This window comes from Pseudomonas sp. E1MeOHC2, assembly GCF_058745025.1.
In genome coordinates, this window is sequence record NZ_CP196675.1 from 5,428,138 (window position 1) to 5,442,787 (window position 14,650).

The following is a 14,650-nucleotide window of genomic DNA, read 5'->3' on the forward strand; positions in this document are numbered from 1 at the left end:
GCGGGTACTCACAAGGGAAGCGTCACGAGGACAGGTGAAGGATGGCCAGGAAGGCCAGAAACTGGGGGGCTCCGCGAAGCTGCTCATAGTTACCTGAATAGAAATTGGGTAAGAGATCCTACAATCACAGCAGGTTTTTCGGACAGCGAGAAACTATTGCAAAACCTGTAACAGGGGACTTTCATTCAATACGGCTGACGCCCTGCGCCTGAAGATTAGCGTCAACTTCCACCACCTGGATTGCCCTCATGAGTCTGTCTCTTTCCATGGCCGCTTTCGCCCTGGCGGCCTCGATCTCCCCTGGCCCGGTCAACATCGTCGCCCTGGGCAGCGGTGCCCGCCATGGCCTGCGCGCCAGCCTGTGGCATGTAACCGGTGCAACCCTTGGTTTCTGCCTGCTGCTGGTACTGGTCGGGCTGGGCCTGCATGAACTGTTGTTGCGCTGGCCGCTGCTGGGCGTGCTGCTGCACTGGGGTGGGGTGGCTTTTTTGCTGTACATGGCCTGGAAACTGGCCAGCGACGATGGCCGGCTAAGTAGCGAGGATCAACAGAATGCGCCCTCGGCCTGGCACGGCGCGGCGATGCAATGGCTCAACCCCAAGGCGTGGTTGGCGGCGGTGGCGGGTGTCGGTGCCTATACCGGCGGCGAACAGCAACTGCTGTGGCTGTTCACCTGGATCTATGGGCCGATCTGTTTTGTTTCGGTGGCCAGCTGGGCCTGGGCAGGCAGCGTGATTCGTCAGTACCTTGGCAACCCTGGGCATATGCGCTTGTTGAACCGGGGGCTGGCCGTCTTGCTGGTGGGTAGCGCGGTTTATCTGTTGCGATAATGCCCCGGCGTCGCTGCCAAGTGCCGCTTGAAGGCACGTTGCAGGTGCGCCTGGTCGGCGAACCCCGCGTCCTGCGCCGCCTCGGCAATCGACCGGCCCTGACGCAATTGCGTACGGGCATGCTGCACACGCTGGTCAAGCAAGTAGTCGTGGGGCGTCAAACCAAAACGCTGGCGAAACACGCGAATCAGGTAGGAGCGGGATAAACCGCAGGCGCCGCAGATGTCTTCAAGGCTTAACGGGTCGGTACGGTGCGCACGGATGAAGGCTGCGGCAGCCTCCAGCCCCGCGTGGTCCGGCACGGCCACACTCGGCGCATCCTCCAGCAAACCGGGCAGTGAGGCATAGAAGGCTGCAAGCCTGCCTTCGCGATCAGGCAGGTCGTCGTCGAACAGGTCTGCAAATACCTGAAGCAAGCGCTTGTAGAGTACCGGCGAGGTGCTGCATGTCTGCGCCGGCAACTGAAAACCCAGCGCCTGCAACCACGGCAGGTCGACGAACATCATCAGGTAGGACCACGCTTGCCCCTCGATGGGGTTGCAGGTGTGCACCACCCCAGGGTTCATCAGCACCGTGGTGCCAGCGCTGACGTCGACACGGCTGCCGCCGCTCAGGTAGGTGCTGCGCCCACCGGTGATGACGCCGATGGAAAAGCTCTCATGGGAATGGGCGGCGTAGCACACCTGGCGCCCGTCCCCTACGCGCCGGGCCTCGACGAAGGGCAATGCCGGATCACGCCAGAACCGCGACACTTCGATCATCGCCCTGCCCTCACTCGCCGTCGTCGTGCACCACAACCAGCAACTGCGCCGGCTGCGGACCGACCGAACGTAGCCGGTGCGGGGTCTGGGCGTTGAAGTGCAAGGCGTCACCCTGCTCCAGCAGCACCCGCTCGTTCATGAAATCCACCTCCACCAGCCCTGCATGAACGAACAAAAACTCCTCGCCCTGGTGTTCCTTGAACGTCGGGTCGCTGAACTCGGTAGGCGGCTGGATCAGGAACGGCAACAGGCTGCGCTGCCCCACCTGGCTGGTGAGCGCCGCATACCCCGGCCCTTGGCCGTCGCCCACCAGGGCCTGGCGCTCACCCTGACGCACCAGGCTGTAACGGCTCTGCGCGGTGTGCTCCTCTGCGAACAGTTCTTCGACGTTCACGTTCAGCGCGCGCGCCAACTTCAGCGCCGCAGCGATCGACGGCGTGTTCAGGCCGCGCTCGACCTTGGACAGGTAGCTTTTGGTCATACCGGTTTTTTCGGCCAGCACTTCCAGGGTGAGCCCCAGTTTCTTTCTTAACAGTTTCAATCGGATAGACATGTGACGCAGGTTTCCCAGGCGAAGGCAGGTGCAAGGTTCGCGCACGCCGATGATACGTGGACTGCACGCGAAATGCTGGCCGAGACCTGGCAAATTCTCAAGGCATCACGGGCGGCACATACTGCAAGGTGGTACCCAACGCCCACAGCAACACCAGCACCAACGGCGCATGCACCAGCAACTGCACGAACGAGAAGCCGATCAGGTCGCGCGCCTTGAGCCCCAGCACGCCCAGCAATGGCAACATGTAGAACGGGTTGATCAGGTTCGGCAGCGCCTCGGCGGCGTTGTAGATCTGCACCGCCCAGCCCAGGTGGTATTGCAAGTCATTGGCCACCAGCATCACATACGGCGCCTCGATGATCCACTTGCCACCGCCCGAGGGGATGAAGAAGCCCAGTACTGCCGAATACACGCCCATCAGCACCGCATAGGTGTCGTGGGAGGCAATCTGCACGAAGAAGGTGGAAATGTGATGGGCCAATGTCTGCTCATCCACGCCCTTGACCTGGGTAAGGATCGCCGCGATCGAGCCATACAAAGGGAACTGGATCAGCACCCCGGTAGTGGTCGGCACGGCACGGGTCACGGCATCCAGGAAGCTGCGCGGGCGCCAGTGCAGCAAGGCACCCAGCATGATGAACAGGAAGTTGTAAGTGTTCAGCCCGGAGATGGCGGTGATAGCAGGCTTGGTGGCGAACTCCTGGTACAGCCAGCCACCGGCCAGGGCCACCAGCAGCAAGGTCAGGATCGGGCTGTACTCCAGCCACTCGCCGGGCCGGCTGCGCTGGGCAGGTGTTGGCGCGGTAAAGCTTGGGTCAACACCGCATTGTTGCGCGGTACGCGCGCTGTTCGGGCCAGGCGCGGTGGCATAGGCAACCACCAGCGATACGATCACCAGCGCCGCCAGCATGACGCCGGACTGCCAGAGGAAGATGGTCTCGGTGAACGGAATCACCCCCGTGATCGACAGGATCGACGGTGGCAAGCTGGCCGGGTTGGCCTGCAGTTGCGCCGCTGAAGACGAAAGGCCCAGCGCCCATACCGCGCCAAGGCCCAGGTATGCGGCAGCGCCGGCAGCGCGGTAGTCCATTTTCAGGTCCGTGCGCCGTGCCAGGGCGCGCACCAGCAGGCCACCGAACACCAGCGACAGGCCCCAGTTGAGCAACGAAGCCAGCATCGAGATCAGCGCCACCCAGCACACGGCCGAGCGGCCGTTTTTGGGGATGCGTGCCAAGCGGTCGATCAGCCGCGCGGCAGGCGGCGAACTGGCCACCACATAGCCGCCGATGACCACAAACGCCATCTGCATGGTGAACGGGATCAGGCTCCAGAAGCCATCGCCGAACGCCTTGGCGGTGTCGGTCGGCTTGGCCCCCATGGCCAGCGCACCCACGCACACCAGCACCACAGCAAGGGCGGCGAATACCCAGGAATCAGGGAACCAGCGTTCGGCCCAGTTGGAGCAGCGCAGGGCAAAGCGGGCGGAGCGGCTGTCTTGGATTTCAGCGGCCACAGTCAACTTCCTTTTATTGGTTTTATCGGACGGATCTTGAAGCAACAGCAAAACCCTGTGGAAGCGGGCTTGCCCGCGAATGCGTCGGCATTCGCGGGCAAGCCCGCTTCCACAGGGTCGGTGATCACAGCAGGGGTTAGAAGGTCATTTCTTTCACATCATCCGGCACGATCAGCTTGCCAGCGGTCTTCTCGATGATTTCTTCAACGCTCACCCCCGGCGCTGTCTCGCGCAGGATGAACGCGCCATCGTCGATTTCCAGGTAGGCAAGGTCAGTCAGCACCTTGCGGATGCAGCCGGCACCGGTCAGCGGCAGGCTGCAGCGCGGCAGCAGTTTGGACTCGCCGTCCTTGGACGCGTGGGTCATGGTGACAATGATGTTGTCGGCTCCGGCCACCAGGTCCATGGCGCCGCCCATGCCCTTGACCAGCTTGCCGGGGATCATCCACGAGGCGATGTTGCCGTGCACATCCACTTCAAAGGCGCCGAGCACCGTGAGGTCGACGTGGCCGCCTCGGATCATGGCGAACGACTGCGCCGAATCGAAGATCGAGGCGCCACGGCGGGCGGTGACAGTCTGCTTGCCGGCGTTGATCATGTCGGCATCGATCGTGCTCTCAGTAGGGAATTCGCCCATGCCGAGCAAGCCGTTCTCCGACTGCAACATCACATCCATGTCGGCAGGTACGTAGTTGGCCACCAGGGTCGGAATACCAATACCCAGGTTGACGTAGTAGCCGTCCTTCAGTTCACGGGCGACGCGTTGCGCCATCTGTTCGCGGGTCAGTGCCATGGTCAGGATCTCTTTGTTGTTCTGAAGGATGGCGCTCAGGCCTTGACGGTGCGCTTTTCGATACGCTTTTCGAAGGTACCGACAATCACGCGGTCAACGAAAATACCGGGGGTGTGGATCTCGCTGGGCAGCAGCACGCCCGGTTCGACGATCTCTTCCACTTCGACCACGGTGATCTTGCCGGCAGTGGCCGCCAGCGGGTTGAAGTTTTGCGCAGTGTTGCGGTACACCACGTTGCCGTAGTGGTCGGCCTTCCAGCCCTTGACGATGGCGAAGTCACCGGTGATGGATTCTTCGAGAATGTAGTGGCGGCCCTTGAATTCACGCACCTCCTTGCCATCGGCGACCGGGGTGCCGTAGCCGGTAGCTGTGTAGAAGGCCGGGATGCCGGCGCCGCCAGCGCGCATTTTCTCGGCGAGGGTACCTTGGGGCGTGAGTTCGACTTCCAGTTCGCCGCTGAGCAACTGACGTTCGAATTCGGCGTTCTCGCCAACGTAGGAGGCGATCATCTTGCGAATCTGCCGGTCTTCCAGCAGTACACCCAGGCCGAAACCATCGACACCGCAGTTGTTGGAGACCACGGTCAGGCCTTTGACGCCACGACGCTTGATCTCGCTGATGAGGTTCTCTGGAATGCCGCACAGGCCAAAGCCACCGGCCAGTACCGTCATATCATCGGTCAGGCCGTCGAGGGCCTCTTCATACGTTGCTACGCGCTTGTCCAGTCCGGCCATGTTGATCCGCCTTTTGTAGTTGTTGAACCGACGAGGCTGTCGGTGAGCGTGTGGGCACATCTTCACCTTAGACGACTGATTTGTTAATTTTGTTTTCATCATCGATTGATAACTTTTTTAAAACAACTGTCGAGCCTGTCATGAACGTCAAGCAACTGCGCGCCTTCGTCGCCGTGGCCAAGTACCAGAGCTTCGCCCAGGCCGGCGAGCATCTGCACGTCTCACAACCGGCGTTGAGCCTGACCATCAAGGCCCTGGAAGAAAACCTTGGCGGCGCCCTGCTCAGCCGCACCACCCGCAGCGTCAGCTTGACTGCCGAAGGTGAAGTGCTGCTGCCACTGGCTCGGCGCCTGCTGGCCGACTGGGACGACACCGAAGAAATGCTGCGCCAGCGTTTCACCCTGCAACTTGGCCGCGTTTCGGTGGCGGCCATACCGGCCTTTGCAGGCAACCTGCTGCCGCACTCGCTCAAGGTGTTTCGCCAACGCTACCCGAAGGTCAACGTCACCGTGCACGACGTGATCAACGAGCAGGTACAGGAACTGGTGCGCCACCGTCGCGTCGAACTGGGCATCGGCTTCGAACCGGACAACACCGATGGCCTGGACTTCTACCCGCTCTACATGGACCGCTTCGTCGCCGTGGTACCCGCCGACTCGCCACTGGCCGTGTTGCCTCAGGTCAGTTGGGCGCAATTGCTGGCCGAAGACTTCATCGCCTTGCAGCGCCCGTCGGCGGTTCGCCTGTTGATGGAACAGAACGTCGCGGCCAGCCATGGCAAGCTTGCGGTGGCGTTCGAGAGCCATCAATTGTCGACCGTCGGCCGTATGGTCGCCAGTGGCCTGGGCGTCAGCGCGGTACCGGCACTGTGCATCAACCAGATGCAGGAGCTCGGCGCCCGCTGCGTGCCCCTGGTCGAGCCAGCGGTCGAGCGGCGCATGGGTGTGATTGCCCTCAGCGAACACAAGCTGTCCACCGCAGCGCAAGCGCTGCTTGAGGTACTGCTTGCCCATACCCAGATCCCGGAGGTGACATGCGATACGTGAAACTGGCAGGTTCAAGCGTTCCGACCATTGGCCAGGGCACCTGGTACATGGGTGAAGACCCCGGCCGCCGGGCGGCTGAGGTTTCTGCCCTGCAACAGGGTATCGAGCTGGGCTTGAGCCTGATTGATACCGCTGAAATGTATGCCGAGGGCGGCGCGGAGGAAGTGGTTGGCCAGGCCATCGCCGGGCGCCGCGATCAGGTATTTTTGGTCAGCAAGGTCTACCCGCACAATGCCAGCACGCGAGGCATACCTGCGGCCTGCGAGCGTAGCCTCAAGCGCCTGGACACCGACTGCATCGACCTGTACCTGCTGCACTGGCGTGGCCAGTACCCACTGGAGGAAACGGTCGAGGCATTCGAGCGCCTGCGCGAGCAAGGCAAGATCAAGCGCTGGGGAGTGTCCAACTTCGACGTCGATGATTTGCGCGAGCTGCACAACCCCGATTGCGCCACCAATCAGGTGCTGTACAACCCGGCGCAACGCGGCATCGAATTCGACCTGCTGCCGTGGAGCCAGAAGCGCGCCTTGCCGACCATGGCGTATTGCCCATTGGCCCAGGCCGGGCGGTTGCTGCAGCATCCGGTGCTGGCTGAAATCGCCGAGCGCCATGGCGCCACACCGGCCCAGGTGAGCCTGGCATGGGTAACCCGTGACGATGGCGTGATTGCCATTCCCAAGGCGGTAGCGCCGGAGCATGTGCGGCTGAATGCGGCGTCAGGCTTGTTGACCCTGAGCAGCGAGGACCTACGGGCCATCGACCGGGTGTTCCCGGCGCCCACCCGCAAGCAGCGGTTGGCGATGGTCTGAATCTGCCCCGGTGGGGTTAGTGAAAATCCCGGCTCCGCACATCCAGCCCCTGTAGCAAGGGGCTGACATCTTCCAACCGCCGCGCAATCAGGTGGCGCACGCCATTCTCCTGCTCCAGCCGCCCACTCACCTTGAGCAATTGCGCCCCCACCAACGCCCGCCGCTGCCGTTCGGCCAAGTCACGCCACACCACCACATTGACCATGCCGTACTCATCCTCCAAGGTCACGAACGTGACTCCACTGGCGGTCTGCGGGCGTTGCCTGCCCACTACCAGCCCCGCCACGGCAATGCTGTCGCTATGCTCGACAGCCGAGAGCTCGTGCGAACTGCGACAGCCCAACGCGCGCAAGCGTGGGCGTAGCAGTGTCAACGGGTGTGGCCCAAGCGTGGTCCCCAAGGTCTGATAATCGGTGACAAGGTCTTCACCCACGGTCGGCGCGGGTAGATCCACCGCCGCCTCCGGTAACGCTTCTACTTCCGCGAACAAGGGCAGTTGCGGTTGTACGGCCGCCACCTGCCAGCGCGCCTGGTGGCGGTCACGCGCCAGGGCCTTCAGTGCCCCGGCATCGGCCAGACGTGCTCGGGCGCGGTGGTCGAGCCCTGCTCGCAGGCACAAATCCTCGACATCGCGCCACGGCCGTTGCGCCCTCGCCTGCTCCAGGCGCCGGGCATCGACTTCGGCAAAGCCACGGATCTGCCGCAACCCCAGGCGTATGGCCAGGTCACGTTCAGCTACCGGCTCAAGTGTGCAATCCCATTCACTGTGAAACACGTCCACCGGCCGTACCTCGACACCCTGGCGCCTGGCCTCTTGCAGCAGTTGGTCCGGGCTGTAGAAGCCCATGGGCCAACTGTTGACCAACGCGCAGGTAAAAATGGCCGGCTCATGGCATTTGAGCCAACTGCTCGCATAGCACAGCAAGGCGAAACTGGCCGCATGGGATTCCGGGAAGCCATAGCTGCCAAAGCCCTTGATCTGTTCGAAGATGCGCTCGGCGAACGCCAATTCGTAACCATTGCGCAGCATGCCCTGTATCAGCCGTTCACGGTGCGGCTCCAACCCACCATGGCGTTTCCAGGCGGCCATGCTGCGGCGTAGCTGGTCGGCCTCGCCTGGGCTGTAGTCTGCAGCCACCATGGCCAGTTCCATCACCTGCTCCTGAAACAGCGGCACACCCAGGGTACGCTCGAATACGTCCTGCAATTTAGGCGAAGGGTACGTGACCGGTTCCTGCTTCAGACGCCGGCGCAAATACGGGTGCACCATGTCGCCCTGGATCGGCCCGGGGCGTACGATGGCCACCTCGATGACCAGGTCGTAGAACGTGTTGGGCTTGAGCCGAGGCAACATGGCCATCTGCGCCCGTGATTCGATCTGGAACACACCCATGGTCTCGGCACGGCTGATCATCGCGTAGGTGGCCGGGTCCTCGGCCGGAATGCTCGCCAACGTCAGGTGCCTGCCTCGGTGGCGCTGCAGCAGGTCGAAGCAGCGGCGCAAGGCGCTGAGCATGCCCAGGGCCAGCACATCGACCTTGAGCAGCCCGACCATGTCCAGGTCGTCCTTGTCCCACTGGATCACGGTGCGGTCTTGCATCGCGGCGTTTTCCACCGGCACCAGTTGATCCAGCGGTTGCTGCGAAATGACGAAGCCGCCGGGGTGTTGCGACAGGTGCCGGGGAAAGCCGATCAGCTCACCGGCCAGAATCAGCACCCGCCGCAATGACGGGCTGCTGGCCTCGAAACCGGCCTCGGCCAGGCGTTGCGCATCGGGGATACGGTCACTCCAGCGGCCACAGCACTTGGCCAGTGCATCCACCTGATCGGCCGGCAGCCCCAGTACCCGCGCCACATCACGCACCGCACCGGCAGCATGGTAGGTGTTGACCACGGCAGTGAGTGCGGCCCGATGCCGACCGTAACGACGAAACACATACTGAATGACCTCCTCGCGGCGGTCGTGCTCGAAATCCACATCGATGTCGGGCGGCTCGTTGCGCTCGCGTGACAGGAAGCGCTCGAACAGCAAGCGATGCTCCATGGGGTCAAGTTCGGTGATCCCCAGCACGAAGCACACCACCGAGTTGGCTGCCGAGCCCCGCCCCTGGCAGAGAATCTGCTGGCTGCGAGCATAAGCGACAATATCGTGTACGGTCAGGAAGTAGCTTTCGTAGGCCAGCTCCTCGATCAGCGCCAGCTCCCTTGCCAGCACCTCGCGCACCTTGTCGCTCGGCCCCCCCGGCCAACGCATCGGCAAGCCGCGCTCGCACAGCTCACGCAGCCAGCTCGCGGGCGTGTGGTTTTCAGGCACCAGTTCGCGCGGGTACTGGTATTTCAGTTCGCTCAAATCGAAACGGCAGCGCTGGGCGATGATTAACGTCTCGGCCAGCAGGTCGTCCGGGTAGAGCGCCTGCAACTGCTCCTGGGTACGCAGGTGACGCTCGCCATTGGCGAACAGGTAGCGCCCGGCCTGAGCCACCTGACAATGCTGGCGGATCGCGGTCATGCAATCCTGCAGGGCGCGACGACCGCGTACATGCATGTGCACGTCGCCGCAGGCCACGGCGCGAATACCCACCTTGCCCGCCAGCTCGCGAAGCTTGCCAAGGCGCACGTCGTCGTCACTGCCACGGTGCAGGTGCACCGCCAGCCACAACCGCTCGGCGAACACGGAGTGCAGCCACCGGCCTGGCGCAGGGTCGTCGGTGTCCTCGGCGACCCACAGCGCCAGCAACCCTTGATGATGCTGATGCAGGTCATCGGCGAACACGTGGTACTCGCCCTTTTCCGCCCGCCGACGGGCGCGGGTAACCAGTGCGCACAGGCTCTGGTAGCCCGTGAGGTTTTCCACCAGCAGAACGAGCCTGGGGCCATCCTGCAAGCGTATTTCGCTGCCGACGATCAGTTGCAGTTGATGCGCCTTGGCGGCCTGCCAGGCGCGGACGATACCGGCCAAGGTGCATTCATCGGTGATCGCCAAGGCTTGATAACCCTGCTCGCGGGCACGCCGGAACAGCTCATCGGCACTCGATGCACCGCGCTGGAAGCTGAAGTTCGACAGGCAATGCAACTCGGCATACCCGGGCGTAATCATGCGAACCAGCCTTGCAGCCACAGGGGGCCTGGCTGGCTGAGGTCGCGATAGGCCCAGCCGCGCAGGCCCTCGCGGGTTTCGATGCGGTAATAGTCGCGGCGCACGTCGCCACCGTCCCACCACCCGGACTCGATGCGCTCGGCCTGCCCCAACAAGCGGTGGCCAGCCTCCTCCAGCGCCAGGGGAGCCGGCAGCAGCCAGCCGGGACGGCTACCCGGCATCACCGGCAGGCTGCCTTGTGCGCCCTGCTCCGCCGTTTGCCAGGCGCACTCGGGGCGATGGTCGCCCTCGGCGCTCAGCCCCTTTACCGCTTCATCGCCCAACCGCGCGCGCAACCGTTCACGCAACTGTTCCCAGGGCTGCGCTTGCTGAGCACGGGGGTCGAACAGCGCCTGGTGCTGGGGCACGAAGGGTGGCAGGTCATCGGCGACCAACCGCAGATTGCGCACGGGGGCGCGAATCTGCAGCGGTTCCATGCGCCCTTTTGCCAACTCGAAGAGCATGGCTAGGTCACGCTCTGCCGCCAGCAGGCCAACCTTGAGCAGCGTGTCCGCCCCCTCGGCATGCTCCAGGTGCAGACAAAAACGTTGCACGCCACAATCGCGCCCGGCCAGGAACGCGCCCAGGTCGTTGAGCATTCTGCGCAGCGGAAACAGCAGGGCCTGGTGCGACTCAACGTCGAAGTTCAACTCCAGGCGTGCTTCGAAGCGGTCCGGTGGCTGGTAGAAATCCAGCCCCAGGCTGCGCAGGCCGAGCAATTGGTCCAGGTGCAGCTGGACCTGGGCAGAAAAGCGTTTGGCCAGGGCATCACGAGGCAACGCCATGACCTGGCCAAGCTGGCGCAACCCCATCCGGGCAAAGGCCTCGGCGGCCTCCTGAGGCAGCCCGACACGGTCGATGGGCATGCGCGCCAGCACCGCGCGCGTCTGTTCGGCACAGGTCACTGCCAAGCCATCGTGGCCGTTGGCGAGCATGCGTGCCGCCACTGGGTTACTGGCCAGCACGATGCGCTGACGCAAGCCCAGCTCGCTGAGTTCCTGACGCAAGCGTGCCTCGAACAGCGGCCAGGGGCCAAACAATTGCAGGCTGGAGCCTACTTCCAGCAGCAGCGCCCTTGGGTAATGCAGGCTCACCTGCGCGCTGAAGCGGTAGGCCCAGGCCGCCAGTAGCTGTTGCAACTGTTCGATGCGGTTAGCATCGGCCTCTGTGCACGTGAAACCATCGGCCAAGGCGCGCGCCGTGGTCAGGGTTTGCCCGGCACGCAGGCCAAGTGCAGCGGCAGCGGGGTTGACCGCCTGCACGACACGGCGCTGCGTTGGGCCGCCAATCAGCACCAGTGGCGTATCAGGGTTGTCACGCTCGCGCAGGACGGTGTCCAGCGCCAGCTGTGGCAGCAGAATGCAAGCCCAGAGCATGATGCATCACCCTCAACCAGGTAGCGCGATGGGTTGCGCGGGCGGCATGCCACCCCGGCTCTTGAGCACACGCCACTGTGCCGGTCGGGTATCGATGGCAATGCGCAGGGCAGCCGGTGACGGGTTGTGTGCCGCCTGCTGTGGGCGGCAGGCGAAAGCCAGCGCCTGGCCGGTTTCAGCGGCCACTTGCAGACGCCGCAGTGCCCGATCGTCGGCGCGTTCTGGCCAGCACAGCACGGCTGCACAACTACCGGAACGCAGGCACTGCTCAGCCGCCCAAAGTGCATCGACCGGCTCGGCGGCAATTTGGACCAGCCAACGTAAATCCACCCCCGCTGCTTGCCAGGCCGGGGCGAAGGGAATGAACGGTGGCGCGACCAGCACCACCCGCCCGCCTTCGGCTGTAATGCGGGCCAGCGAAGGCCACAGCAGCTGCAGCTCACCGCAACCGGGGCTGGCCAGCAGCAGTTCGCTGAGCGCTGCGGCCGGCCATCCCCCCTCGGGCAGGCGTTGGTCGAGCGCGGCATGGCCGGTCGGCTGCACCCCCTGGGGCCGGGCCTGAACCTGCCGCCCGCGCCAGACCTGGCGCTGGTCGAGCAGCCTGTCGAGATCGACCACCGCGCCCATCAGTCGCGCCTCAGCAGGCCGCAGAACACGCCTTCAATGAAGAACTCCTGCTCAGGGCCCACATCGATCGGCGCATAGGCCGGGTTGCGCGGCAACAGCCGGTAACCGCCAGGTTGGCGCTGCAAGCGCTTGATGGTCACTTCGCCGTCCAGGCGGGCGACCACGACTTGCCCGTCACGGGCCTCGCCCTGTTGACGAATACCGACCAGGTCGCCGTCGAAGATGCCGTCGTCGACCATCGAGTCGCCGCGTACCTTCAGCAGGTAATCAGGCGTGCGCCGGAACAGGCTGGGGTCGAGCAGCAACTGCTCGTGGATGCCGAGGTCCGGGCCGATCGGGGCACCCGCGGCGACCTGGCCCAGCACCGGCACTTCGAGGATTTCCGGGCGGCGCAACGGTTGGGCCAGGCGAATGCCCCGCGCCTGGTTGGGCGTAACGTCGATATAACCGGCCTGGCACAGGGCGGTGATGTGTTTGCGCGCGACGCTGCGCGAGGCAAAGCCGAAGCGCGTGGCGATATCGGCGAGGCTCGGGGGCTGGCCGTGGTCGGCGATGCGCTCACGAATGAATTCGAGAATGGCGCGGCGTTTGGGGGTCAGATTGTCCATGGAGCACATTTGTACTCTTTTCGCGACGCACTGACCAGCCCCCTTCGTCGTCAGCTTTGGTTATGATCGTCGGGCTTGTGTTTTTCATACCTGGATACCTGATGCTGACTGCCCTGCTGTTCGACCTCGACGGAACCCTCACCGATACCGATACCCTGCACCTGCAGGCTTTCCGCCAGTTGCTGCATGAGCATGATGGCCGTGAACTGACCCAGGCCCAGTTCGATGCGCAGGTCAGTGGCCGGGCCAATGGCGAACTGTTCGCCGAGCTGTTTGCCGATGCCAGCCCGCAGCAATGCCTGGCCCTGGCTGATCGCAAGGAGGCGCTGTTCCGCTCTCTGGCGCCGTCGCTTGAGCCCATGCCGGGCCTTTTGCGCTTGCTGGAGCACGGCCAGGCCTGTGGCCTGGGGATGTGCGTGGTGACCAACGCACCCCGGCTCAATGCCGAGCACATGCTGCAGGCCATGGGGCTGGGGGCGCGCTTCGAGCATGTGTTGGTGGCCGAGGAGCTAGAACGGGCCAAGCCGGACCCTCTGCCCTACCTCACCGGGCTGCAGCGGCTTGGGGCCCAGGCCGGGCAGGCGCTGGCCTTCGAGGACTCGTTGCCTGGGGTCAGGGCTGCCAGCGGGGCGGGGATCTTTACGGTTGGGATTGCCACCACACAGACTGCCGAACGCCTGATGGCTGCGGGGGCTGGGCTGGTGATCAATGACTTTGATGATCTGCGGTTGTGGGCGTTGATTGAATCGATGGGGTGATTGGCGCTGGAAGCGCTGGTGTATGAATTGAGTTCTATGGCGCCTGTGAGATCGAGCGCCGCGCGGGCGGCGCTTGATCTCCCAGGCGCCAAAAAACTCAACCCCTGCACCTTGATGCTATAACCCCCAACTGCAGCCCCACCTACCAGGCCGCCCATGCTCATCGACGAAGAACTGACCCTCAAGAAACTGCAAACCTTCCTCGCCTTCATGCGCACTGGCAACCTCGGCCGCGCCGCCGCCGAACTGTCCACCAGCGCCGTCAGCGTGCACCGCGCCATCCACTCGCTGGAAAGCGCCCTGCGCTGCCCCCTGTTCAAGCACGAAGGCCGCCAGCTGATCCCACTTGAGAGCGCCTACGTACTGGAGAAAAAAGCCCGTCAGCTAATCCAGGACGCCGAGCAGATGGTCCGCCAGACCCGTGAAGCCGCCGGGTTCTATGCCGAACGTTTCCGCCTGGGCGCCCTCTATTCGCTGACGGTGAAGACCGTGCCAAAACTGGTCATGGGCCTCAAATTGCGCCGCAGCGAGCTCAACATCGACCTGACCCTGGGCTCGAACGTCGACCTGCTACAGCGCCTGAAAAACCACGAACTGGAAGCAGTTCTGGTATCGCTCGACGAAAGCGTCAGTGACCCCGCCTGCGAGCAATTGCCGCTGTTCTCCGACGACATCTTCCTCGCCGTGCCCACCGACTCGCCCTTTGCCGAACACGCCGAGGTGGACCTTGCAGACCTGGCCGACTCCACGTTCATCACCCTGACCCAAGGCTTTGCCACCCACCGTGATGGGGCGCGGGTATTCCAGCAGGCCGGGTTCGAGCCGAAGGTGGCCATGCAGGTGAACGATATCTTCACCCTGCTGAGCATGGTCAGCTCGGGCGTGGGCTTTGCCCTGCTGCCAGGGCGGATCGCGGCGGTCTACGAGAACCGGGTGAAGCTGATTGCCCTGCAGCCGCGCTATCGCCTGCAGCAGCATATCGGCGTGGTGTTTCTGAAGGCCCGGGAACGGGAACCGAACCTGCTGGCGTTGCTGGCGGAATGCAGGATGTACAGCCGCGAAAACTAGGCCTGCAGGGCTGGCAGGCCACTGCAGGCACTCAG

At 63.8% G+C, this 14,650-nt stretch carries 14 protein-coding genes; 5 read left to right on the forward strand and 9 right to left on the reverse strand.

Annotated features, from left to right (window positions below):
• The first annotated feature begins 248 nt into the window (after positions 1-248).
• Positions 249-830 (forward strand): LysE family translocator, encoded by a 582-nt coding sequence (locus tag ACSSU5_RS24605; protein ID WP_264313214.1) that lies wholly within the window; start codon positions 249-251, stop codon positions 828-830.
• Here ACSSU5_RS24605 and ACSSU5_RS24610 read toward each other — a convergent pair.
• The 5 genes from ACSSU5_RS24610 to ACSSU5_RS24630 all read right to left on the reverse strand — a co-directional run bounded on the left by ACSSU5_RS24610 (position 815) and on the right by ACSSU5_RS24630 (position 5,187).
• On the reverse strand, positions 815-1,591 hold the full coding sequence (locus tag ACSSU5_RS24610) for an AraC family transcriptional regulator (RefSeq protein WP_492560087.1): 777 nt from the start codon (positions 1,589-1,591) through the stop codon (positions 815-817). The genes ACSSU5_RS24605 and ACSSU5_RS24610 overlap by 16 nt on opposite strands.
• Positions 1,592-1,601: 10 nt before the next feature.
• Positions 1,602-2,144: a helix-turn-helix domain-containing protein gene (locus ACSSU5_RS24615; protein ID WP_264313212.1), complete on the reverse strand. Its 543-nt coding sequence runs from the start codon at positions 2,142-2,144 to the stop codon at positions 1,602-1,604.
• Positions 2,145-2,241: 97 nt separating this feature from the next.
• The gene (locus ACSSU5_RS24620; RefSeq protein WP_264313211.1) at positions 2,242-3,660 is read right to left on the reverse strand and encodes a short-chain fatty acid transporter; all 1,419 of its coding nucleotides are present in this window, start codon (positions 3,658-3,660) and stop codon (positions 2,242-2,244) included.
• A gap of 136 nt (positions 3,661-3,796) precedes the next feature.
• Positions 3,797-4,453 carry a CoA transferase subunit B gene (locus ACSSU5_RS24625; RefSeq protein WP_264313210.1) on the reverse strand — a complete coding sequence of 219 codons (657 nt, stop codon included), beginning with the start codon at positions 4,451-4,453 and terminating at the stop codon, positions 3,797-3,799.
• A gap of 35 nt (positions 4,454-4,488) precedes the next feature.
• Positions 4,489-5,187, reverse strand: coding sequence for a CoA transferase subunit A (locus tag ACSSU5_RS24630; protein WP_264313209.1), 699 nt, complete (start codon positions 5,185-5,187; stop codon positions 4,489-4,491).
• Between the two features lie 140 nt (positions 5,188-5,327).
• On the opposite strand from ACSSU5_RS24630, the gene ACSSU5_RS24635 reads away from it, so the two are divergent.
• The gene (locus ACSSU5_RS24635; RefSeq protein ID WP_492560088.1) at positions 5,328-6,233 is read left to right on the forward strand and encodes a LysR family transcriptional regulator; all 906 of its coding nucleotides are present in this window, start codon (positions 5,328-5,330) and stop codon (positions 6,231-6,233) included.
• On the forward strand, positions 6,221-7,042 hold the full coding sequence (locus tag ACSSU5_RS24640; RefSeq protein ID WP_264313207.1) for an aldo/keto reductase: 822 nt from the start codon (positions 6,221-6,223) through the stop codon (positions 7,040-7,042). The genes ACSSU5_RS24635 and ACSSU5_RS24640 overlap by 13 nt, the downstream gene beginning before the upstream one ends.
• A 16-nt stretch (positions 7,043-7,058) precedes the next feature.
• On the opposite strand, the gene ACSSU5_RS24645 is transcribed toward ACSSU5_RS24640, so the two are convergent.
• From ACSSU5_RS24645 to lexA, 4 genes are read right to left on the reverse strand one after another with little or no spacing between them, the layout of a single operon-like run.
• The gene (locus tag ACSSU5_RS24645) at positions 7,059-10,139 is read right to left on the reverse strand and encodes an error-prone DNA polymerase (protein ID WP_492560089.1); all 3,081 of its coding nucleotides are present in this window, start codon (positions 10,137-10,139) and stop codon (positions 7,059-7,061) included.
• On the reverse strand, positions 10,136-11,554 hold the full coding sequence (locus ACSSU5_RS24650) for a Y-family DNA polymerase (protein ID WP_492560090.1): 1,419 nt from the start codon (positions 11,552-11,554) through the stop codon (positions 10,136-10,138). The genes ACSSU5_RS24645 and ACSSU5_RS24650 overlap by 4 nt, the downstream gene beginning before the upstream one ends.
• A gap of 12 nt (positions 11,555-11,566) precedes the next feature.
• Positions 11,567-12,181 carry a translesion DNA synthesis-associated protein ImuA gene (gene imuA, locus ACSSU5_RS24655; protein ID WP_492560091.1) on the reverse strand — a complete coding sequence of 205 codons (615 nt, stop codon included), beginning with the start codon at positions 12,179-12,181 and terminating at the stop codon, positions 11,567-11,569.
• A complete protein-coding gene (lexA, locus tag ACSSU5_RS24660; protein ID WP_492560092.1) occupies positions 12,181-12,798 on the reverse strand; it encodes a transcriptional repressor LexA in 618 nt (205 codons plus the stop codon). The genes imuA and lexA overlap by 1 nt, the downstream gene beginning before the upstream one ends.
• A 92-nt stretch (positions 12,799-12,890) precedes the next feature.
• Between lexA and ACSSU5_RS24665 the strand changes: the two genes are divergently transcribed.
• Both ACSSU5_RS24665 and ACSSU5_RS24670 read left to right on the forward strand, forming a co-directional pair.
• The gene (locus ACSSU5_RS24665) at positions 12,891-13,547 is read left to right on the forward strand and encodes an HAD family hydrolase (protein ID WP_492560093.1); all 657 of its coding nucleotides are present in this window, start codon (positions 12,891-12,893) and stop codon (positions 13,545-13,547) included.
• A 156-nt stretch (positions 13,548-13,703) separates the two neighbouring features.
• Positions 13,704-14,615: a LysR family transcriptional regulator gene (locus tag ACSSU5_RS24670; RefSeq protein ID WP_492560094.1), complete on the forward strand. Its 912-nt coding sequence runs from the start codon at positions 13,704-13,706 to the stop codon at positions 14,613-14,615.
• The last annotated feature ends 35 nt before the right edge of the window (positions 14,616-14,650 follow it).